The sequence below is a fragment of the Belnapia arida genome (assembly GCF_016773205.1).
Lineage (GTDB): Bacteria > Pseudomonadota > Alphaproteobacteria > Acetobacterales > Acetobacteraceae > Belnapia > Belnapia arida.
The window spans coordinates 691,059-712,816 of sequence record NZ_JAETWB010000001.1 but is presented as its reverse complement, the minus strand read 5'-3'; the positions used below and the strand labels follow the sequence as shown (position 1 = coordinate 712,816).

General features: G+C 72.2%; 17 protein-coding genes. 9 read left to right on the top strand and 8 right to left on the bottom strand.

Translation table 11 applies throughout. From position 1 onward, the window contains the following. The 6 genes from tagH to JMJ56_RS03550 are packed head-to-tail and all read left to right on the top strand — an operon-like array spanning nucleotide 1 to nucleotide 8,879. Nucleotides 1-1,413 carry a type VI secretion system-associated FHA domain protein TagH gene (tagH, locus tag JMJ56_RS03575; RefSeq protein ID WP_202830208.1) on the top strand — a complete coding sequence of 471 codons (1,413 nt, stop codon included), beginning with the start codon at nucleotides 1-3 and terminating at the stop codon, nucleotides 1,411-1,413. 27 nt (nucleotides 1,414-1,440) lie between these two features. Continuing rightward, complete coding sequence (gene tssK / locus JMJ56_RS03570) at nucleotides 1,441-2,778, top strand: type VI secretion system baseplate subunit TssK (RefSeq protein WP_202830207.1); 1,338 nt, start codon at nucleotides 1,441-1,443, stop codon at nucleotides 2,776-2,778. Continuing rightward, the gene (tssL, locus tag JMJ56_RS03565; RefSeq protein ID WP_202830206.1) at nucleotides 2,775-4,163 is read left to right on the top strand and encodes a type VI secretion system protein TssL, long form; all 1,389 of its coding nucleotides are present in this window, start codon (nucleotides 2,775-2,777) and stop codon (nucleotides 4,161-4,163) included. Before tssK ends, tssL begins: the two co-directional genes overlap by 4 nt. Beyond that, nucleotides 4,163-7,630 carry a type VI secretion system membrane subunit TssM gene (gene tssM / locus JMJ56_RS03560; protein ID WP_202830205.1) on the top strand — a complete coding sequence of 1,156 codons (3,468 nt, stop codon included), beginning with the start codon at nucleotides 4,163-4,165 and terminating at the stop codon, nucleotides 7,628-7,630. The genes tssL and tssM overlap by 1 nt, the downstream gene beginning before the upstream one ends. Continuing rightward, nucleotides 7,609-8,160 (top strand): type VI secretion system-associated protein TagF, encoded by a 552-nt coding sequence (gene tagF / locus JMJ56_RS03555; protein ID WP_202830204.1) that lies wholly within the window; start codon nucleotides 7,609-7,611, stop codon nucleotides 8,158-8,160. Before tssM ends, tagF begins: the two co-directional genes overlap by 22 nt. Next, nucleotides 8,157-8,879: a PP2C family protein-serine/threonine phosphatase gene (locus JMJ56_RS03550; RefSeq protein ID WP_236037401.1), complete on the top strand. Its 723-nt coding sequence runs from the start codon at nucleotides 8,157-8,159 to the stop codon at nucleotides 8,877-8,879. Before tagF ends, JMJ56_RS03550 begins: the two co-directional genes overlap by 4 nt. A 65-nt stretch (nucleotides 8,880-8,944) precedes the next feature. Here the strand turns inward: JMJ56_RS03550 and JMJ56_RS03545 are convergent, their stop codons facing one another. Continuing rightward, nucleotides 8,945-9,589, bottom strand: coding sequence for a GntR family transcriptional regulator (locus JMJ56_RS03545; protein WP_202830203.1), 645 nt, complete (start codon nucleotides 9,587-9,589; stop codon nucleotides 8,945-8,947). Nucleotides 9,590-9,642: 53 nt separating this feature from the next. On the opposite strand from JMJ56_RS03545, the gene JMJ56_RS03540 reads away from it, so the two are divergent. Further along, complete coding sequence (locus JMJ56_RS03540; protein ID WP_202830202.1) at nucleotides 9,643-10,512, top strand: HpcH/HpaI aldolase/citrate lyase family protein; 870 nt, start codon at nucleotides 9,643-9,645, stop codon at nucleotides 10,510-10,512. Here JMJ56_RS03540 and JMJ56_RS03535 read toward each other — a convergent pair. After that, nucleotides 10,509-11,714, bottom strand: coding sequence for an MFS transporter (locus JMJ56_RS03535; RefSeq protein ID WP_202830201.1), 1,206 nt, complete (start codon nucleotides 11,712-11,714; stop codon nucleotides 10,509-10,511). The two genes, JMJ56_RS03540 and JMJ56_RS03535, sit on opposite strands and share 4 nt — an antisense overlap. 136 nt (nucleotides 11,715-11,850) lie before the next feature. Here JMJ56_RS03535 and JMJ56_RS03530 point away from each other — a divergent pair, with 136 nt between their 5' ends. Next, nucleotides 11,851-12,753: a LysR family transcriptional regulator gene (locus JMJ56_RS03530; RefSeq protein ID WP_202830200.1), complete on the top strand. Its 903-nt coding sequence runs from the start codon at nucleotides 11,851-11,853 to the stop codon at nucleotides 12,751-12,753. On the opposite strand, the gene JMJ56_RS03525 is transcribed toward JMJ56_RS03530, so the two are convergent. The 6 genes from JMJ56_RS03525 to rpmI all read right to left on the bottom strand — a co-directional run bounded on the left by JMJ56_RS03525 (nucleotide 12,750) and on the right by rpmI (nucleotide 20,010). After that, nucleotides 12,750-13,724 (bottom strand): tripartite tricarboxylate transporter substrate-binding protein, encoded by a 975-nt coding sequence (locus JMJ56_RS03525; RefSeq protein WP_202830199.1) that lies wholly within the window; start codon nucleotides 13,722-13,724, stop codon nucleotides 12,750-12,752. The two genes, JMJ56_RS03530 and JMJ56_RS03525, sit on opposite strands and share 4 nt — an antisense overlap. Nucleotides 13,725-13,866: 142 nt before the next feature. Continuing rightward, nucleotides 13,867-15,672 (bottom strand): translation elongation factor 4, encoded by a 1,806-nt coding sequence (gene lepA / locus JMJ56_RS03520; protein WP_202830198.1) that lies wholly within the window; start codon nucleotides 15,670-15,672, stop codon nucleotides 13,867-13,869. A 98-nt stretch (nucleotides 15,673-15,770) separates the two neighbouring features. Continuing rightward, nucleotides 15,771-18,242, bottom strand: a complete 2,472-nt coding sequence (pheT, locus tag JMJ56_RS03515) for a phenylalanine--tRNA ligase subunit beta (RefSeq protein ID WP_202830197.1) — start codon at nucleotides 18,240-18,242, stop codon at nucleotides 15,771-15,773. Nucleotide 18,243: 1 nt separating this feature from the next. Next, a complete protein-coding gene (gene pheS / locus JMJ56_RS03510; RefSeq protein ID WP_202830196.1) occupies nucleotides 18,244-19,326 on the bottom strand; it encodes a phenylalanine--tRNA ligase subunit alpha in 1,083 nt (360 codons plus the stop codon). An 83-nt stretch (nucleotides 19,327-19,409) separates the two neighbouring features. Continuing rightward, nucleotides 19,410-19,790: a 50S ribosomal protein L20 gene (rplT, locus tag JMJ56_RS03505; protein ID WP_202830195.1), complete on the bottom strand. Its 381-nt coding sequence runs from the start codon at nucleotides 19,788-19,790 to the stop codon at nucleotides 19,410-19,412. 13 nt (nucleotides 19,791-19,803) lie between these two features. Beyond that, nucleotides 19,804-20,010 carry a 50S ribosomal protein L35 gene (gene rpmI, locus JMJ56_RS03500; protein ID WP_043363447.1) on the bottom strand — a complete coding sequence of 69 codons (207 nt, stop codon included), beginning with the start codon at nucleotides 20,008-20,010 and terminating at the stop codon, nucleotides 19,804-19,806. Between the two features lie 151 nt (nucleotides 20,011-20,161). On the opposite strand from rpmI, the gene JMJ56_RS03495 reads away from it, so the two are divergent. Continuing rightward, a complete protein-coding gene (locus JMJ56_RS03495; protein ID WP_202830194.1) occupies nucleotides 20,162-21,757 on the top strand; it encodes a helicase HerA-like domain-containing protein in 1,596 nt (531 codons plus the stop codon). The last annotated feature ends 1 nt before the right edge of the window (nucleotide 21,758 follow it).

Genomic DNA, 21,758 nt, shown 5'->3' with positions numbered 1-21,758 from the left:
ATGCAGCTGACCCTCAACGTGCTGCGCTGCCCGGAGGCCGCGGTGCCCGAGAGCCGCAGCTCCTCCGGCGGCGACCTCAGCATCGGCCGCGGCCTCGAATGCGAATGGCAGCTGCAGGACCCGGAGCGCGTGCTCTCCAAGCGCCACTGCGTGCTCGAGTACCGCGGCGGCTTCTGGCAGGTGCGCGACCTCTCGACCAACGGCACCTTCCTCAACCACGCCGGCACGCCGATCGGCCGCGACCTGGTCGCCCCCCTTTCCGACGGCGATCGCCTCCGTCTCGGCAGCTACGAGATCGAGGTGCGGATCAGCGCCGCCGCACAGCAGGGCTTCGGCGGCACCCCCGGCTGGGGCGCCTCTCCCTTGCCGGGGATCGGCCGCGCCGCCCCCGACCCCTACGCCGATCCCTTTGCCCCGGCGCCATCGATGGAGCCCTCCCCCGGCTTCGCCACCCCGGCGCTGCCGAGCGGCGGCGTCGCCCTGCCGGCGGATTTCGACCCCTTCCTGGGCGAGGCGCCGATGCCGGACCACCGGCCCGCGGCCTCCGACGCCTTCACCCCGCCCCGCGCGGTGGTGCCCGCCGCGACGGCGCTGCCGGATGACTGGGACCTCGACTTCGACCTTACGCCCAAGGCCCCGCCGCCGGCCGCGCCGCCCGCCGCTGCCATCCCCGCCTGGGACCCGCCCACCGACGCGCCGCCTGCGCCCGAGCCGGCCGATCCCTTCGCCGAGGAAGGGGTGCCGAGCATCGCCATCCCCGCCCCGGCCAACCTCGCCACTCCGGTGCCCACCCCCGCGCCTGCCCCGGCCGTTCCCGCCGCCGCACCTCCGCCCGCAGCCGCCTCGCTCGCCCCCGGCGCCGCCCTCGCGTTGCTGCTGCAAGGCGCCGGCCTGCCGCCGACCGCGCTGGCCGGCGTCGACCCCGCCGCCGCCCTCACCGCCGCCGGCGCCAGCCTCCGTGCCGCCGTCGCCGGGCTCCGCGCCCTGCTCATCGCCCGGGCCGACGTGAAGCGCGAATTCCGCATCGAGCAGACCATGCTCCGCGCCGCCGGCAACAATCCGCTGAAATTCGCCGCCACTGACGATGCGGCGCTGGCCGCCCTGCTCGGCCCCCGGCCGCAGGTGAAGGCCGTCGAGGAGACGGTCGCCGACCTCAACGCGCACCAGGTCGCCTCGCTCGCCGCGACCCAGGCCGCCGCCCGCGCCCTGCTGGAGAAGCTGGCGCCCGCGGGCATCGAAGCGGCCGACAAGGGCGGCGGCTTCCTCGGCGCCCGCGAGAAGCGGCTGTGGGACGCCTACAGGGCGCTGCACGGCCAGGTCATCGACCAGTTCGAGGATGATTTCGACAGCGCCTTCGGCAAGGCCTTCGCGCGGGCCTATGAGGAAGCGTCGCGCAGGGATGGCGGGCGGTAGCCGGCACCGCCGGGGGGAGTTCGGGGCATGAGCTGGTACGACAAGGTGGTCTGGCAGGAGGGGATGTTCCTCCGCGCCCAGCACTTCCAGCAGCAGGACCGCTACTTGGAGCACCTGCTCCAGGCGCGCACCGCGCCGCTGCGCCCGCACCCCTGGGGCGTGACGGAGCTCTCGCTCGACCGCGACCTGCTGGGCGCCGGCAAATTCGCCCTCGCCAATGCCGCCGGCGTGCTGGAGGACGGCACGCCCTTCGCGATTCCCGGCCAGGCCGACCAGCCCGTCCCGCTCGACCTGCCGGAGGGCACCCGCAACGCCGTCGTCTACCTCGCCGCGCCCCTCCGCCAGCCCGGAAGTCCCGAGGTCGCCTTCACCGAGGGGCCGGAGAACGGCGGCGCCCGCTACGCGCTGCGCAGCTTCGAGGCCTTCGACACCCATTCCGACAGCACCCTCCCCGCCGAACTGCAGGTCGGCCGCCCGCGGCTGCGCTTCATGCTGGATACGGAGGAGCGCGCCGGCTTCACCGGCATCGGCATCGCTCGCATCGTCGAAGTCCAGGCCGACCGCCGCGTCATCGTCGACGAGCGCTACATCCCGACCTGCCTCCGCATCTCCGCCGCCACGCCGCTCGCCAACCTGGTCGCCGAGCTGGTCGGCATGATCGGCCAGCGCGCCGAAGCCCTGGCCGGCCGTCTCTCGCAGCCCGGCTCGCGCGGCGTCTCCGATGTCAGCCAGTTCCTTCTCCTGCAAGCGCTGAACCGCTGGCAGCCGCTGCTCGCCCACTGGGCCGATGCCGGCAACATCCACCCCGAGGCGCTCTACAGCGGCCTCGTCCAGCTTGCCGGCGAGCTCGCCACCTTCACCGACCCGAACCGCCGCGCCGCCTCCTATCCCGGCTACCGCCACGAGGACCTGCAGCGCAGCTTCGCTCCGGTGATCGCCGACCTGCGCCGCGCCCTCTCGGCCGATATCGACCAGAACGCCGTCTCCATCCCGCTGCGCGACGCGCGCCACGGCGTCCGCATCGGCCCGATCACCGACCGCAACTGGCTGCGCGCCGGCTCCTTCGTCCTCTCGGTCCAGGCCGAGATGCCGTCCGAGCACCTCCGCCGCCTCTTCCCCAACCAGGTGAAGATCGGTGCCGTCGAGCATATTCGTGAGCTGGTGAACGTGGCGCTGCCCGGCATCGCCGTGCGCCCCCTCCCCGTCGCGCCGCGGCAGATCCCCTTCCATGCGGGCGCCACCTACTTCGAGCTGGATCGCGGCAGCCCGCACTGGCAGCAGATGCAGACCTCGGGTGGCTTCGCCATTCACGTCGCCGGTGAATTCCCCAATCTTCGCATGGAGCTCTGGGCGATCCTCGCATGAGCGACAATCCCTTCTCCGAGCCCGACGACAGCGACCGTACGGTGGTGCGCGGCCCCACCCGCGCCACCACGCCGATGCCGGCCGCCGCCGCCACGCCGCCGGCCTTCGGCGCTCCGTCCCCCGCCGCACCCGATTTCGGCCCGACATCCCGCATGGCGGGCGAGGCGGAGACCTTGCCGAAGGTCGGCCTCGGCCCGCTCTCCGCCGCCGCCGCGCCGCTGCTCGACCTGCTCTCGCGCCTCGTCGCCAGCGTCCATGTCCCGAACCCGGAGGAGCTGCGCCAGCGCGCCATCCGCGCCATGCGCGATTTCGAGGCCGAGGCCCGCGCCGCCGGGATCAGCCCGGACGAAATCCGCGCGGCCCATTACGGCCTCTGCGCCGCCATCGACGACGTCGCCATGGCGACGCCCTGGGGCCAGCAAAGCGGCTGGGGCGCCCATTCCCTCGTCTCCACCTTCCATCAGGAAGTGAAGGCCGGCGACCGCTTCTTCGACATGCTGGCGGGGATGCAGAAGGACCCCGGCCGCTACCGCCAGGCGCTCGAGGTCTCCTATCTCTGCCTCGCCCTCGGTCTCCAGGGCCGCTACCGCCTCTCCCCCCGCGGCACCGCGGAACTCGACCGCATCCGCGAGGGTCTCTACCAGCTCCTCGTCCAGCTCCGCGGCCCCCATGAGCGGGAGCTCTCGCCCCACTGGCGCGGCGTTGACGCCCCGCACCGCCGCACCAGCCGCAGCGTGCCGAGCTGGGTCGCCGCGGTGATGACCATCGCCGTGCTCGGCATCGCCTATGCTGGCCTCGCCAGCAGCCTCGGCAGCAGGTCGGAAGACCTCTTCGCCCGCCTCGCGGCGCTGCCACCCGGTGCCCTGCCGACCATCCAGCGCTCGGCGCCACCCGTGCCGCCCGCCCCGCCGCCGCCCGCACCCGTGCCGGCGAGGCCTGACCTGCCCGCGCGCCTCCGCCAGTTCCTCGCCCCCGAGATCCAGCAGGGCCTCGTCACCGTGCTCGCCGACCCCAACCGCGTCGTCGTCCGCATCCGCAACCGCGGCATGTTCGCCTCCGGCAGCGCCGCGCTCGACCCGCGCTTCCTGCCGCTGATGAACCGCATCGGCGAGGCGCTGCGCGATGAGCCGGGCTCGGTGCAGATCCTTGGCCACAGCGACAACCAGCCGATCAGGACGGCCCGCTTCCCCTCCAACTACCACCTCTCCGCCGCCCGCGCGCAGTCGGCCCTCGACGTTATCGCCGCGGCGACCGGCGGCGACCGCGCCCGCTTCGCCTCCGAGGGCCGCGGCGAGAGCGAACCCGTCGCCACCAACACGACGCCCGACGGCCGCGAGGAGAACCGCCGCATCGAGGTCGTGGTGAATTACGGGGGCGCCCGCTGATGGAAGCCCTCCTCTCCGTCCTCGGCTCCGTCCCGGCACTGGCCGGCCTCGTCGCCGCTCTCGCCATGGCCGCGCTCTTCTGGGTCTACGGCCCGCTGATCGGCGCCGGCGACGTCTACCCCTTCGAAGCCTTCCTCCCCCGCCTCGCCTTGGCGGCGCTCCCCGTCATCGTCTTCTTCGTCACCGTCGCCTTGATCGGCCTGCGCCGGGCGAAGCGCGACAAGGCTCTCGTCGCCGAGGCCGCCGCCCCCGACCCCTCGGCCCAGGCCAGCGCCGAGGAGGAGGCCGCGCTCCGCGAGAAGCTGACCGCCGCGCTGGCCGCGCTGAAGCAGGCGACCGGCGGCAAGGGCGGCTATCTCTACGACCTGCCCTGGTACGTCTTCATCGGCCCGCCCGGCAGCGGCAAGACCACGGCGATCGCCCAGTCCGGCCTCGAATTCCCCCTCGCCGAGGGTCGCGTCGCCGGCGTCGGCGGCACCCGCAACTGCGACTGGTGGCTGACCGACCGCGCCGTCCTCATCGACACCGCCGGCCGCTACACCACGCAGGACAGCGACGCCGCCGCCGACAGGGCCGGCTGGGACCGCTTCCTCGCCATGCTCCGCCGCAACCGCCCGCGCCAGCCGCTGAACGGCGTGCTGGTCTGCTTCGGCGTCGACATGCTGAGCAAGCTCGACGTGCAGGGCCGGCAGGACCATGCCCGCGCCGTCCGCAAGCGCATCAAGGAGCTGGAGGAGAAGCTCGGCCAGCGCCTGCCGGTTTACCTGCTGGTCAGCAAGGCGGACCTGCTTTCCGGCTTCACCGAATTCTTCGACGACCTCGACAAGGAGACGCGCGCCCAGGTCTGGGGCGTGACCTTCCCGCTCGAGTCCGGCCCCGAAGGCACCGCCGGCAAATTCGCGGCCGAGTTCGGCGCGCTGATGACCCGCCTCCAGGCCCGCCTGCTGGAGCGCCTGCAGGCCGAACGCGGCCCCTCGCAGCGCGCCGCCATCATGGCCTTCCCCGGCCAGGTCGCCTCGCTGGCCGAGCCGGTCGGCGGCTTCGTCCAGGCGGCCTTCGGCGGCACGCGGCTCGACCCGGCGCCGATGCTGCGCGGCGTCTACTTCGCCTCAGGCACCCAGGAAGGCACGCCGATCGACCGTCTGACCGGCGCCCTCAGCCGCGCCTTCGGCCTCGACCCGCGCCGCCCGGTCGGCGTGCTCGGCCAGCGCGGCCGCAGCTTCTTCCTCGGCCGGCTGCTGAGGGAGGTGGTCTTCAGCGAGGCCCGCCTCGCCGCCCGCGACCGCGGGGCCGAGCGCCGCCGCCGCATGGTCGCCATCGCCGCCTGGTCCCTCGCCGCGGTGGTCACGCTCGGCGGCCTCACCTGGTCCTACGGCGCCTATACCGCTGAGCAACTCCGCGCCGCCGCCCTCGAGGAGGCGCTCGCCAAGGCCGAGGGCGCCGGCCGCACCGTCCGCTTCGACCCGGTGCTCGACGCCAACCTCGCCGCCGTCCTCCCCTATCTGGACTCCGCGAAACCCCTGTCCGCCGCCGCCCGCACCCCCGGCGGCGGCCTGGGCCTCTCGCAGGAAGCCGAGCTGGCGACGGGCGCCGAAGCCGCCTACCGCCGCACGCTGGACCGGGTGATGCTCCCCCGCCTGCTCGCCGGGCTGGAGGCGCAGATCCGCGCCAACCTCCAGCGCCCCGACTTCCTCTACGAGGCGACGCGCGTCTACCTGATGCTCGGCCGCCAGGGCCCACTCGACCGGCCGCTGGTCCGCGAATGGCTACTCGCCGACTGGCTCCGCAGCTTCCCAGGCGCCACCGGCGCGCCGCAGCGCGATGCGCTGCTCGGCCATCTCGACGCCCTGCTGGCGATGGACTTCTCCGCCTATCCGCTGGACGGCGCGCTGGTCGATGGCGCCCGCCGCGTGTTCTCCCGCCTGCCGATGGCCGAGCGGGTCTATTCCCGCCTCCGTCCCCTGGGCCAGCAACTGCGTCCCTGGACGCCCGCCGAGGCGGTCGGTCCTGCCGGCCAGCGCTTCTTCACCCGCGCCTCCGGCCGCCCGCTGACCGAGGGCGTCCCCGGCCTCTACACCGTGGACGGGCTCTACAAGGGGCTCATGCCCGCCCTCGGCGACGCCGTGCGCGCCGCCGCCGGCGAGGCCTGGGTGCTCGGCTCCGAGGCCCAGGCCTCCGGCGCCGAGGACCCGGCGCGTCTCGAAGCGGCCGTGCTCGGCCTCCATGCCGAGGAGTATGCCCGCACCTGGCAGGCGATGCTGGACGACCTCGTCCTGCCCCCCTTCCGCAACCTGACCGACGCGGCCGAGGGGCTGAACGTGCTCGGCGCGCCCACTTCGCCCATCCGCGACCTGCTGCGGTCAGCGGCCCGCCAGCTCTCCCCCGGCACGCCACCCGAGGGCTGGACGGCCCCCGGCCGCGGCGCCGAGGCCCAGCGCGTCCAGGCCGCGCAGGGCCAGGCTGCGGCCCCCACCGGCGCGGAGCCCGTCGCCCAGGTGGTGGAGACCCGGTTCCAGGCGCTGCGCACCGCCGCCGGCCAGCCGCTTGATGGCGTGTTGGTCATCGTCAACGAGCTCTATGTCCAGGTCGCCCGCCTCGCCTCCTCCCCGCCGGGGACAGTGGTACCGGCGCCGACGGCCGGGCTCGACCCCGGCCAGCGCCTGCTCGCCGAGGCCGCCCGCCAGCCGCAGCCGCTGGCCCGCTGGCTGACCGCCCTCGGCCAGTCGACCGCCGCCCAGCGCAGCGGCGGCGCCAAGGCGGCCATCGCCGCGGCCGGCGGCCAGGCGCTCGGCCCGGTCTGCCGCGCGTTGGCCGACCCGCGCGGCATCCCCTTCCCCTTCCGCCGCGACTCGGCGCAGGACATGCCGGTCGATGACTTCGCCCGGCTCTTCGGTCCTGGCGGCGCGCTCGACCAGTTCTTCGCCCAGTGGATCCGCCCCTATGTCGACACCACCCAGCGCCCCTGGCGGCTGGTGGCGACCGCGGGCCTCGCCCCGCCGGTCACCCAGGCCGATGTGCTGCAGTTCGAGCGCGCCCAGGCCATCCGCGACGCCTTCTTCCCCGGCGGCGCGATGATGGGCGGCCTCCGCTTCGAGCTGGTCCCCCAGGGCCTCGACCCGAACGCCCAGGGAGCCATCCTCGAAGTCGACGGCACCCGCTATGAAATGCCGCGCGGGGGCATCGGCCGGGCCATCCCTCTCGGCTGGCCGAGCCGCGGCAACCTCACCCTGAATTTCGAGCCGGCCTCCTCCGCCGGTCCGCTCGCCTTCGACAGCGGCTGGTCCGCCTTCAAGCTGGTCGCCGGCCGGCAATCGACCCTGCAAGCCACCGGGCAGGCTGCCAGGCTGCGGGCAACGGTGACCCAGGGCGACCGCTCGGCGGTATTCGAGCTGCGGACCGGCAGCACGATCCACCCCTTCGGCCTGCGCGAGCTGCAGGAATTCCGATGCCCACAGCTCGCACCGTGACCGGCCTCCATGGCAAGCTGCCCGCGCATGGGGATTTCGTGCGCCGCGCGCTGCCGCCCAGTTTCTGCGAGCCCTGGGATGCCTGGCTGCAAGCCGGCATGACCGCCGCGCGCGACAGCCTCGGCGATGGCTTCGACGCCGCCTGGGTGAATGCCCCTGCCTGGCGCTTTGCCCTCCCCGCCGGCGCCTGCGGGCCGGAGGCGGTCGCCGGCGTCATGGCCTGCTCGATCGACGGCGTCGGCCGCCGCTTCCCCCTTACCCTCGCCGCCACCGCCCCCGGCGTGCCCCACGGGCAGGTGCTCTGGCCCGCCCCCTGGTTCGCCACGCTGGAAGGCCTGCTCCGCCACGCCCAGGCCGAGGCGCTGACGGCCGATGCGCTCGCCGCCCTTCTCCCCGCACCGGGCGAGGCCGACCCCGCCGAGGCACCGGAGCCCGGCTGGTGGACGGCCGGCGAGCCCGGCCTGGTCTGGCCGCTCCCCGCCCTGCCAGAGCCTGCGGAATTCGTCCTGCTGCTGGATGCCCGGCCATGAGCCCCTCGATCGAGCCCGGACTCGTCTCCGATTCGGCGACCCACCCGGGCGCCGTGCGCAAGCGGAACGAGGACAGCCTGGTCCATCGCCCCGATCTCGGCCTCTGGGCCGTGGCGGACGGCGCCGGCGGCCACGGTGCCGGGGACGTCGCCAGCCAGGCCGTCGCCGCCGCGCTCGATGCCATCCCCCCTGGCCTCTCCGCCGCCGAGATGCTCGCTCAGGCACGCCTCCGCCTTGCCGGCGTCCACGCCGAATTGCAGGCCCAGGCCGCAGCCCTCGGCGAGACCCGCATCATCGCCACGACGGTCGTGCTGCTGATCGCCCGCCACGGCCATTTCGCCTGCCTCTGGGCTGGCGACAGCCGCGCCTACCTGCTGCGCGACGGCCTTCTGCAACGCGTCACCCGCGACCATTCGCTGGTGCAGGAGATGGTCGACCAGGGCACGCTGACCGAGGCGGAAGCGGAGGCGCATCCGCAGGCCAATGTCATCCTCCGCGCCGTCGGCGCCACGGGCGAGCTGGTGCTCGACAAGGTGAGCGGCCGCATCGCCCCCGGCGACCTGCTGCTGCTGTGCAGCGACGGTTTGTTCAAGGCGATACCGGAAGGGGAACTCGCAGGGCTTCTCGTGCAGGGCGCCAACGCCACTGCCATCATCGACTTCGCCGTCGCTCGCGGCGCCCGCGACAACGTCAGCGTCGTGCTCCTGCGCGCGCCCTGACCCAAGGGTTCCAAGGGCCCTTCGACCCTTGCCGTGAGAGTTCGAGAGGGGCGTAGCCCCTTTCGTCAGGCCGGCTCCTCGGCCGCCATCGCCAACCGCGCCGCATGCGCCGCCGCGATATGCGACCTCGCCGCCGCCTCCGCCGCTTCGGCATCCCCCGCCGCGATGGCGGCCACGATCCGCGCATGCTCCTCCCGCGCCGCCGCCGCCCGCCCGGGATGCGCGAGCGTCGTCGGCCCGAGCAGCAGCAACGCATCGCCGATCGGCGCCAGCGCCCGCAGCAGGTAGCGGTTATGCGCCGCCTGGTGCAGCGCCCGGTGGAAGCGCCGGTTGTGCTCGGCGATGGCCTCCGCCGGCAGCGCTGCTTCCGCCGTCACAAGCGCCTGCAGCAGCAGGATGTCCGGCCGCCCCGCCTGCCGCGCCGCGAGCCGCGCGGCCGTACCCTCCAGCGCCTCGCGCATGCCGTAGAGCTCGGCCACCTCGGCATGGTCGTATTGCGCGACGCAGAGCCCGCCGCCCGGCCCATGCGCGATCAGCCCCTCGGCCTGCATCCGGCGGATGGCCTCGCGCACCGGCGTCCGGCTCATCCCCAGCCGCTCGGCCAGCTCCAACTCCAGCACGCGCTGCCCGGGGCGGAGGCCGCCATTCCGCAGCCCCTCGCGGAAACGGTCATAAGCCTGGTCGGCGAGGCTTCCGGCGGCGCGCGGCATGGCCCTTCCATACCGGCATTGACCGGCCGGCGCGAGGGGCGGAGCATCGCTCCATGCGCACCCTCCCCGCCTGGCGGTCTCTGCTCTACGTTCCCACGACGCGCGAGAGCTTCGTGGCGAAGGCCCATACCCGTGGCGCGGACGCCATCATCCTCGACCTCGAGGATGCCGTGGCTCCCGCCGAGAAGCCCGCCGCACGCGCCGCGCTCGCCGCCGCCATCCCGCAGGTAACGCAGGGCGGCGCCGCCGCCTGCGTCCGCATCAACCGCCCCCTCCGCATGGCGACCCTCGACATCGACGCCGCCATCGCCGCCGGCGCCGATGCACTGGTGCTGACCAAGCTGATGGGCCCCGACCACCTCCGCCTGCTTTCCGAGCTGATCGCCGAGAGCGAGGCCGCGCATGGCGTGCCGGTCGGCCGCACCCGCTGCATCGGCCTGGTCGAGACCGCCGACGCCCTCTCCTCGCTCGAGGCCATCGCCCGCGCCGACCCGCGCCTGGTCGCGCTGGGCGCCGGCGGCGAGGACCTGGCGACCGACCTCGGCGCCGAGCCCTCGCCCGACGCGCTCTATCTGCCGAAGATGATGACGCTGCTCGCCGCCCGCGCCGCCGGCATCCTGCCGCTCGGCTTCATCGGCACCGTCGCCGGCCTCTCCGACCCGGAGGGCTACCGTGCGATGCTCCGCCGCTCCCGCAAGCTCGGCTTCGCCTGCGCCAGCTGCGTCCATCCCTCGCAGGTGCCGATGATCAACGAGGAATACGGCGACAGCGCCGAGGCGATTGACCGCGCCCGCCGCATGGTCAAGGCCTTCGAGACCAGCGTCGCCCGCGGCATCGGCGCCGTCACCTTCGAGGGCGCGATGATCGACGAGCCAGTGGTGGAGCGGGCGCGGCGCCTGCTGGCCCGCGCCCGGCCCGCCTAGGCCACCGCCACCGCTTTTCGCTGACCGGAGGCCACCACCACCAGCAGCAGCCCCGCCAGCGCCAGCGCCGCCCCGGCGATCGCCACCGTCCCATAGCCGAAGCCGAGCGAGATCACCCCACCCCCGACGGCGGCCCCCAGCGCGTTGCCGAGGTTGAAGGCGCCGATATTGACGGAGGAGGCGAGGCCCGGCGCATCGGCCGCCGCCTGCATCACCCGCATCTGCACCGGCGGCACGATGGCGAAGGTGGCGACGCCCCAAAGCAGCAGCCCAACCGCCGCGCCGACATGGCTGGTGAGCAGCAGCGGCAGCAGCGCCATCACCGCCGCCAGCGCGCCGAGGAAGATCTTCGTCGCCCCATCCAGCGACCAATCCGCCAGCCGGCCGCCGAGCCCGTTGCCGATGGTGAAGCCGATGCCGATCAGCACCAGCGCGAGCGTCACGAAGCCCGCCGACGCCCCGGTCAGCGTAGTCAGGGCCGGCGCGACATAGGTGTAGAGGGTGAACATCGCCGCCGACCCCATCACCGTCGTCGCCATCGCCAGCAGCACCGCCGGCCGCAGCAGCACGGCGAGCTCCCGCCGGACATCCGGCATCCGCCCCGCATCGCCGCGCGGCAGGGCGAGGAACAGCGCGCCCATCGCCAGGATGCCAAGCCCCGCCGTCGCCGCGAAGGACATGCGCCAGCCGATCGCCTGGCCGAGCCAGGCCGCCGCCGGCACGCCGCCGACATTGGCGATGGTCAGCCCCATGAACATCGTGGCGACGGCGCTCGCCTGCCGCTCCTTCGGTACCACGCTCGCCGCGACGGTCGCGCCGAGGCCGAAGAAGGCGCCATGGTTCATGCTGGTGACGACGCGCGCTGCCAGCAGCGTCCAGTAATCCGGCGCGATGGCTGAAAGCAGGTTGCCGATGGTGAAGATGCCCATCAGCAGCATCAGCGCATTGCGCCGCCGCAGCCGGCCGAGTGCCAGCGTCATCGCCGGCGCGCCGAGCATCACGCCCACTGCATAGGCGCTGACCAGCAGTCCCGCCGTCGGGATGGAGACGCCGACGCCGGTGGCGATGGTGGGCAGCAGCCCCATCGGGGCGAACTCCGTGGTGCCGATGCCGAAGGCACCGACGGCGAGCGCCAGCAGCGGCCAGGTCGAGGCGCGCGGAATCCTGTCCGGCGGCGCGGCGCCGGCATCGAGTACGGGCATGGGGGAGGCTCCTTCAGCGTTGCTTGAAGGATGGTGCAGTGCAGCAGCCAGGATAACCCACCCCGCAATCCCATCAGCCGTGAATGCGTTTCACAAATGCCGCATCATCGGCACCTCAACGCATAGGCATGGCCATATGGACAACCGGATTGGCGAGCTGCAGGTCTTCCTGCGCGTGGTGGAGACCGGCAGCTTCTCCGAAGCCGCCCGCCAGCTGCTGATGACGCCCTCCACCGTCAGCAAGCTGATCGCCCGGATGGAGGCTCGGCTCGGCGTGAAGGTGGTCGAGCGCTCCACCCGCCACCTCCTGCTCACCGAGGAAGGGCGCCTGCTGCACGAGCGGGGCGGAGCGTTGCTTGCCGACCTCGACGCCTTCGAGCGGGAACTGGCGCAGGGTGCCGGGCAGCCTGAAGGCACGATTCGGGTGAATGCCTCCGTCACCTTCGGCACCCTCGCCCTCGAGCCGCTGCTGCCCGCCTTCTGGCAAGCCTATCCGCGGATCGTCGTCGACCTCTCGCTGTCGGACGAAATCGTCGACCTCTACCTCGACCGCACCGATGTCGCCATCCGCATCGGGCCGCTGCCCGATTCAAGCCTGGTCGCCCGCCGCATCGGCGTGGCGCGGCGGAAGATCGTCGCCTCGCCCGCTTATCTCGCCCGCCACGGCACACCGCGGAGCCTCGCCGAGTTGGGCGCGCACAACTGTCTCGCCTTCAACTTCCGCCGCAGCGCCCCGGTCTGGCCGATTCGCGAGGGCGGCCGCATCCAGGACAGGCTGGTGACCGGCACCGTGCTCGCCAACAATGGCGAGACGGTTCGTCGCCTCGCGGTCGCCGGCGTCGGCCTCGCCCGCCTCGCCGATTTCCATGTCCGCGAGGATCTGGCGGCGGGCCGGCTGGTCGAGCTCTTCCCCGATGCCGGCGACGAGGAGGAGCTTCACGCCCTCCACCTCGGCGGCCCGCTGCTGCCTCAGCGGGTCCGCGTCTTTCTGGACTTCATGCTGCCCCGGATGCAGGCCTTCCTTCGGGACGAACGTTAGTCCGCGTACTGCCCCGCCGCCTGGATGATCGGCCGCCACTTGGCGATATCCGCCTGCCAGAAGGCCCGGTGCGCCTCCGGCGTCGCCCGCTCCTGCGCGACCGGCGTGGTGCCGAGCTCGGCGAAGCGCGCCACCAGCTTCTCGTCGCGCAGCGCCACCTGCAGCGCCTGCGACAGCCGCTGCACCACGGGCGCCGGCGTGCCCTTCGGCGCATAGAGCCCGTGCCACACGCTCACCTGGAAGGCCGGCAGCCCCGCCTCGGCCGAGGTCGGCACATTCGGCAGCGCCGGGATGCGGCTCTCGGTGGTGACCGAGAAGACGCGCAGCGCACCGGCATTGATCTGCTCGGTGGTGTTGGTCGTCTGGTCGCACATGAGGTCGATGCGGCCTGCCAGGATCTCCTGCATCGCCGGCCCGGTGCCGCGGAAGGGCACCGTCGTCATCGGCGCATCGACCGCCTTCATCAGCAGCAGCCCGCAGAGATGGCTCGCCGCCCCGATCCCGGCATTGGCGTAGTTCAGGTTCTCCCGATCCCGCCGGATCACCGTGATCGCTTCCTGCAGCGTCGTCGCCGGGAAATCCTTCTTGGCGACCAGCGTCATCGGCACCTCGGTAACGAGGCCGACCGGCTCAAAGGCGCCCACCGGGTCATAGCCGAGCCGCCGGTAGAGCGAAGGCGTCGTCGCCATGCCGATGTGATGAAGCAGCAGCGTATAGCCATCCGGTCGCGCCTGGGCCACGCGCTGCGAACCGATGGTGCCGCCCGCCCCGCCGGCATTCTCCACCACCACCGTCTGGCCAAGTTCGCGCCCCATCGTCTCGGCGACAAGGCGGGAGACGGTGTCCGTCGGCCCGCCGGCGGCGAAGGGGACGATGATGGTGAGGGTGCGGCTGGGGAATTGCTGCGCCACGGCGGGACCAGCGGCAAGCATCGAGAGCGCCAGCAGGGCGCGACGGGCGAGGCGGTTCATCAAGATCTCCCAGTACGATGTCGTTTCATTTTGCCGCTTAGATGAACAGGGCTTCATCATGCAAGCCACGATCATGAAACCGGCTTCAGGTCCATCAACTCAGGGAACCGTCTCGCGTTCCGTCCGACCGGCGAACCGCCGTTCAGGCATCCATTTTCAGCGCGGCGATGAAGGCGCTCTGCGGAATCTCGACCTTGCCGAATTGCCGCATGCGCTTCTTGCCCTCCTTCTGCTTGTCGAGGAGCTTCCGCTTGCGGCTGATGTCGCCGCCGTAGCACTTGGCCGTCACGTCCTTCGACATCGCCGAGATGGTCTCGCGCGCGATCACCCGACCGCCGATCGCCGCCTGGATCGGGATCTTGAAGAGCTGGCGCGGGATCAGCTCCTTCAGCCGCTCGCAGATCTGCCGGCCGCGCCGGTCGGCCTGGCTGCGATGCGCCATGAAGGACAGCGCATCAACCGGCTCGGCATTCACCAAGATGGAGATCTTCACCAGGTCGCCCGCCTCGTAGCCGTCGACCTGGTAGTCGAAGCTGGCATAGCCGCGGCTGAGCGACTTGAGCCGGTCATAGAAGTCGAAGACCACCTCGTTCAGCGGCAGCCGGTAGACCGCCATGGCGCGGGTGCCGACATAGGTCAGCTCCACCTGCCGGCCGCGGCGCTCGTTGCAGAGCGTCAGCACGGGGCCGAGATACTCGTCCGGCACCATGATGGTCGCCTTGATCCACGGCTCCTCGATCTCCTCGATGAGCGAGGGGTCCGGCATGTCGGCCGGATTGTGCAGGTCCTCCGTCACACCGTTCGTCCGGCGAAGCTTGTAGACGACGGAGGGTGCGGTCGCGATCAGGTCGAGGTCGAACTCGCGCGACAGCCGCTCCTGCACGATCTCCAGATGCAGCAGGCCGAGGAAGCCGCAGCGATAGCCCAAGCCCAGCGCGGCGCTGGTCTCCATCTCGTAGTGGAAGCTGCTGTCGTTCAGCCGCAGCTTGCCGACGCTCTCGCGCAGCTTCTCGAAGTCGTCGGCATCCACCGGGTAGAGCCCGCACCACACCACCGGGATGCTCGGCTTGAAGCCGGGCAGCGCTTCCTCGGCCGGATTGCGGTCATCGGTGATGGTATCGCCGACATTGGTGTCGGCCACCGTCTTGATGGCCGCCGTCACGTAGCCCATCTCGCCGGGCCCGAGGCTGTCGGCCGCCACCATCTTCGGCGTGAAGACGCCGACCTGCTCCACCGTGTGAACCGCGCCGTTCGACATCATGCGGATGCGCTGGCCCTTCCGCAGGTGCCCGTCCCTCACCCGCACCAGCACGACCACGCCGAGATAGGCGTCGTACCAGCTGTCGACCAGCAGCGCGGTCAGCGTCTTCGAGGCATCGCCGGTGGGCGGCGGCAGGCGGGTGACGATCGCCTCCAGCACGCCCTCGATGTTGAGGCCCGTCTTGGCGCTGATCTCGACCGCGTCCGAGGCGTCGATGCCGATCACGTCCTCGATCTGCTGCTTCACCCGCTCCGGCTCGGCCGCCGGCAGGTCGATCTTGTTCAGCACCGGCACGATCTCGTGGTTGGCGTCGATCGCCTGGTAGACATTGGCGAGCGTCTGCGCCTCCACCCCCTGCGAGGCATCGACCACCAGCAGCGAGCCCTCGCAGGCGGCGAGGCTCCGGCTCACCTCATAGGCGAAGTCGACATGACCGGGTGTGTCCATCAGGTTGAGGATGTAGGTTTCCCCATCCTTCGCCTGATAGGCCAGCCGCACCGTCTGCGCCTTGATGGTGATGCCCCGCTCCCGTTCCAGCTCCATGTTGTCGAGAAGCTGTTCCTTCATCTCCCGCGCGGTCACGGTGCCGGTCGACTGGATCAGCCGGTCGGCGAGCGTCGATTTCCCGTGGTCGATATGGGCGATGATGGAGAAGTTGCGGATGCGGGCGAGCGGAGTGTCGGGCATGGGATTCCGGCGGCTGGGTCACGGATGCCCGGCCTCTTGGAGTTGCAGATAAGGCAGGAGCCGGCCAAGTCAAAGCACTGGATTGGCCGGCCCCGGGTTCAGCCGCGGAGCACCGCCCCCGTCGCCTTGCCCACCGCCGCCACGATCTTTGCCGCCGCCGCCTCGATCCCGGCATCGGTCAGCGTCGCCTCGCGCGGCTGCAGCACGGCCTGGATGGCGAGGCTCACCTTCCCCTCCGGCAGCTTCTCCCCGGCATAGCGGTCGAAAAGCACCACCTCGGCGATGAGCGCCTTGTCCGCCCCCCGCGCCGCCCGCAGCACCGCCTCGGCCGAAACCCCGGCATCGACGAGGAAGGCGAAGTCCCGCCGCACCGGCTGGAAGGCCGGCAGGTCGGGCGCGCCCTTCTTCCGCCGCTTGGGCTCGGGCACCGCATCAAGGAACACCTCGAAGGCGACGGCCGGCCCCGTCAGGTCGAGCGCCGCGGCCACGCGCGGATGCACCTCCCCGAAGGTGGCGAGCACCGTCTTCGGCCCCTGCCGCAGCACCCCGCTCCGCCCCGGATGATAGAAGCCCGGCGCATCGGTGGTCACGCTGACGGCCGCCATCGGCACCCCAAGCGCCGCCAGCACCGCCAGCGCATCGCCCTTGGCATCCATGGCATCGACGGCGCGCGTGGCCTCCGCCCAGTGCCGCGGTGTATGCCCCGTCCGCACACCGGCTGCCACCTGCAACTGCCCCTCGGGCGAGGGGTCGCGATAGGCCGCACCCAGCTCCGCCAGCGCCGCATCCGGGTAGCCCCGCGCCGCGTTTCGTGCCGCCGCCTGCAGCAAGCTGGCGACCGGCGTCGGGCGCATCTGGTCCAGATCGGCCGCGATCGGGTTCTCCAGCCGCAGCGCCGCCGGCGTTTCCCCGAACAGCGCCGCGACCTTCGCCTCGAGGAAGCCGAAGCCGACGCAATCCAGCATCCCCCGCGCCGCCAGCACCCGCCGTGCCAGCACCGCCCGCGCCTGCTTCGGGCTCAGCGCCGGCGGCGGCACGATCCCCGCGACCGGCAGCGAGACCGGGGGGATCCGGTCGAGCCCGCGGATGCGCAGCACCTCCTCGACGAGATCGGCCTCCGGCTCGACCGCCGCGCAGCCCTCGGCCGCAGCGCGGGCGCGCTCCGGTGCCAGCCCCGGCGCCTGATCCAGCCCACCGGCCCCGGCGATATCGTTGCGCCAGGACGGCACCGCGACCGTCAACCGCTCCGCATCCCGCGCCTCGATGGTGAAGCCCAAACGCTCAAGGATGCCGACCGCCTCATCCGGCGCGACCTCCGCCCCGCCGAGCCCCGCCAGCCGCTCGAAGCGCAGCGAGGCGCTCCGCCGCCAGCCCGGCTCCGCCCCGGCCGGGGCGACCTCGCTCGCCTCCCCGCCGCAGAGCTCAATCATCAGCGCCGTCGCCAGGTCTAGCGCCGCCGGCGGCAACGCTTGGTCGATGCCCCGCTCGAACCGCGCCCGCGCATCCGTGCGGATGTCGTGCCGCCGCCCGGAGAGCGCGATCCGCACCGGGTCGAAGACCGCGCATTCGATGAAGCACTCGGTCGTCCCCTCGTCGCAGCCCGAATGCGCCCCGCCGATGATCCCGCCGAGCGATTCCGGCCCCGCCTCATCGGCGATGACGCCATCCTCCGCCGTCAGCGCATAGCTCTTGCCGTTGAGCGCCGCGAGCTCCTCGCCCTCCCGCGCCATCCGCAAGGTGAGCGTCCCGCCGCGGACCTTCGCCACGTCGAAGACATGCAGCGGCCGCCCGAGCCCGTAGGTGAAGAGGTTCGTCACATCGACCAGCGCATTGATCGGCCGCTGCCCGATCGCCACCAGCCAATCCTGCAGCCACTTGGGCGAGGGCCCGTTCCGCAGGCCCCGGATTCCTCGCCCCAGCACCCACTGGCAGGCGCGCGGATCGGCGATCTCCCAGCGCAGCGGCGCCGGGTAGGCCGCCGCGACGCGCGCCGGCACCAGCGGCTTCAGCCGCCCAAGCCCCGCCGCCGCCAGGTCCCGCGCCACGCCATGGACCGAAAGCGCATCCCCCCGGTTCGGCGTGACGCTGATCTCGATGATCGGGTCGTCCATGCCGGCCCAGCGCACATAGCTCCCACCGAGCGGCGCATCCTCCGGCAGGTCGACGATCCCCGAATGGTCGTCCCCGAGCCCCATCTCCCGCGCCGAGAGCATCATCGCTTCCGAGGCGACGCCCCGGATCTCGCCCTTCTTCAAGGTGATCCCCGTGCCCGGGATGAAGGCCCCCGGCAGCGCGACCACACCCTTCATCCCCGCCCGCGCATTCGGCGCGCCGCAGACGACGGAGAGCAGCTTGCCGTCCCCCGCATCCACCTTCAGCGCCCGCAGCCGGTCGGCATTCGGATGCTGCTCCGCCTCGACGACATGCGCGATGCGGAAGGAGGCGAGCGCCGCCCCGCGATCCTCCACCCCCTCGACCTCGAGCCCGATGGTGTTGAGCGTCGCCAGGATATCGGCCAGCGGCGCCTCGGTCTCGAGATGCGCGCGCAGCCAGGACAGGGTGAACTTCATCTCACACGCCCTCTGTGAGGGATGGGGGCGAGAGCGGGTCAGCCGCGTAGTGCCGCAGCCAGCGCAGGTCGCTCTCGTAGAAGGGGCGGAGGTCCGGCATGCCATGCTTCAGCATGGTGATCCGTTCGATCCCCATCCCGAAGGCGAAGCCCTGCCACTCCCGCGCATCGATGCCACAATTGGCCAGCACCCGCGGATGCACCATCCCGCTCCCCAGGATCTCCAGCCAGTCGCCGCCCTTGCCGAGTTCACCGGTCTTCCGGTTCCACCCGATATCCACCTCCATCGAGGGCTCGGTAAAGGGGAAGTAGGAGGCCCGGAACCGCACCGGCAGATCGCCGATGCCGAAGAAGGCGCGCAGGAAATCGATCAGGCAGCCCTTCAGGTGCCCGAGCGTGATCCCCCGGTCGATCACCAGCCCCTCCACCTGATGGAACATCGGGCTGTGCGTCGCATCATGATCCGCCCGCCAGGTCCGCCCCGGCACGATGACGCGGATCGGCGGCTCCTGGCCCAGCATGGTCCGCGCCTGCACCGGCGAGGTATGCGTCCGCAGCACCGGCCGCCGCCCATCCGCCCCCGCCGGCAGGTAGAAGGTGTCGTGGTCCTGCCGCGCCGGATGATGGTCCGGGATGTTGAGCGCCGAGAAATTCAGCCAGTCGCTCTCGATATCCGGCCCCTCGGCAACCCGGAACCCCATGGCGCCGAAGATCGCCGTCAGCTCCTCGATGGTCCGGCTGATCGGATGGATGCCGCCCAGCTCGGCCCCGCCCGGCGCATGCGCCCGCGGCGGCAGGCTCACATCCATCCGCTCGGAGGCCAGCCTTGCCTCCAGCGCCGCCGCCTCCAGCGCGGTGCGCCGCGCCTCGATCGCCGCCTCCAGCTCCGCCTTCAGCCGGTTGAGCGCTGCCCCGCGCTCGCGCCGGTCCTCGGCCGGCACCCCGCCGAGCCCCTTCAGCAGCCCGGTCAGCCTCCCGCTCTTGCCGAGCGTGCCGACCCGCACGGCATCCCAGGCGCGGAGGTCGGCGGCGGCGGCGAGGGCCGAGGCGGTCTCGCCCCGGAGGGCGTCGAGGTCATCGCTCATGCATCAGGTCCCGGACAGGCAAAAGGCCGCACCCTGCCGGGAGCGGCCCCTTGCGCAACTCTATCCCCGCGAGGGGAAGGAAATCAGACCGCCGGCGTCGCCGCCGGGGCCGGACGCGCAGCGCGGGCCTTCTCGACCAGCGCCGCGAAGCTCGTCGGATCGTCGAAGGCGATCGCCGCCATGACCTTGCGGTCCAGGTCGATCCCCGCCGCCTTGATGCCGGCGATGAACTGGGAATAGGTCAGCCCATGCTCCCGGACGGCGGCGTTGATCCGCTGGATCCACAGGCCGCGGAAGTCGCGCTTCTTGTTGCGGCGGTCGCGATAGGCGTATTGCAGCGCCTTCTCGACCCGCTCCAGCGCGGGACGGAAATTCGTGGACGACCGGCCGACATAGCCCTTGGCGAGCTTGAGGACCTTCTTGTGACGGGCGTGCGCAGTGACGCCCCGCTTGACGCGTGCCATGGCTCAGACCCCCTTACCGGACCAGCCCATAGGGCGCCCATTGCAACACCGTCAGACCGTCCTGGTGCCGCAGCACCTGGGTCCCGGTGTTCTGCCGCTTCACCTTGGAGGAGCGGTTGCGGAGCATGTGCCGCTTCTTGCCAGGGCCCGCGAGCACCTTGCCCGTGGCCGTCACCTTGAAGCGCTTCTTCACAGAAGACTTCGTCTTCATCTTGGGCATTTGGACCTCCTTGTCCGGTCGGGATGCGCGCCCGAGGGCGCACGAAGCCGCGGCCGGGCATGCCCACCAAGCCCGTCGCGCGGAGAGGGGCGGCGTATAGCGGCGCCACGCCCCGGATGCAAGCGCCGCCCGCCTGCCCTATAACCCCGCCATGTCGGATACCATCCTGATCGGCCGGGGCGAGCACCCCTGCACCCTCCTCCTCTCCCGCGCGAACCGCCACGGGCTGGTCGCGGGCGCGACGGGCACTGGCAAGACCGTCACCCTGCAGACGCTCGCCGAAGGCTTCTCCCGCGCCGGCGTCCCCGTCTTCTGCGCCGACATCAAGGGCGACCTCGCCGGCCTCTCCCAGCCCGGCCGACCCAACCCGAAGCTGGAGCAGCGCGCCCACGACCTCGGCGAGGCCGACTTCGCCTACGAGCCCTCGCCCGCCATCCTCTGGGACGTCTTCGGCCAGCAGGGCCATCCCCTCCGCGCCACCGTCGCCGAGATGGGCCCCCTGCTGCTGGCCCGCATGCTGGAGCTGAACGAGACGCAGGAGGGCGTGCTCACCATCGCCTTCAAGCTGGCCGATGACGAGGGCCTGCTGCTGCTCGACTTCAAGGACCTCCGTGCCATCCTGACACATGTGGCGGAGCGCGCCAGCGAGCTCGGCGCCACCTACGGCAATGTCAGCAAGGCGACGATCGGCACCATCCAGCGCCGCCTGCTGATGCTGGAGCAGGCCGGTGGCGAGCAGTTCTTCGGCGAGCCCGCCCTCTCGCTCGCCGACCTCATGCTCCTCACCCCCGACGGCCGCGGCGCCATCAACGTCCTCGCCGCCGACAAGCTGATCGCCTCCCCCCGCCTCTACGCAACCTTCCTGCTCTGGCTGCTCTCCGAACTCTTCGAGGAGCTGCCCGAGGCCGGCGACCTGCCGAAGCCCAAGCTCGTCTTCTTCTTCGACGAGGCCCACCTCCTCTTCCGCGACGCCCCGAAGGCCCTCATCGAGAAGGTGGAGACCGTCGTCCGCCTGATCCGCTCCAAGGGGGTGGGCATCTACTTCGTGACGCAGAACCCGCTCGACCTGCCGGCCACTGTCCTCGGCCAGCTCGGCAACCGCGTGCAGCACGCGCTCCGCGCCTTCACCCCCGCCGAGCAGAAGGCCGTCCGCGCCGCCGCCGAGACCTTCCGCCCCAACCCGAAGCTCCGCGTCGAGGACGCCATCACCCATCTCGGCGTCGGCGAGGCCCTGGTCTCCACCCTCCGGGAGGACGGCACGCCGAGCCCGGTGGAGCAGGCCCGCATCCTGCCCCCCCGCGGCCGCATCGGCGCCATCACCCCGGAGGAGCGTGCCGCGGTGCTGAGGGCGAGCCCGCTGGCCGGCCGCTACGACGAAGCGGTCGACCGGGACTCCGCCTATGAGCGGCTGCAAGGCCGCGCCACCGCCGCCGCCTCGGCCGGCCCCTGGCGCAGCGGTCCTGCCCCGACCCGTGACAGCAACCCCTGGGGCGGCGCCACCTCCCTGCCCCCCTTGCCGGCCCCCACCCGCGCCCGCAACAGCCGCATCCCGCAAATTCCGCCCCGGCAGCAGGGCGGCGGCATGGGCGAGATCCTCGGCGACATCCTCACCGGCCGCGGCGGCAAGCGCGAGGGCGTCGCCGAATCCATGGCGAAATCCGCCGCCCGCAGCATCGGCAGCTCGGTCGGCCGCCAGATCAGCCAGGCCGTGTTGCGCGGCGTGCTGGGCTCCATCCTGAAACGGTAGG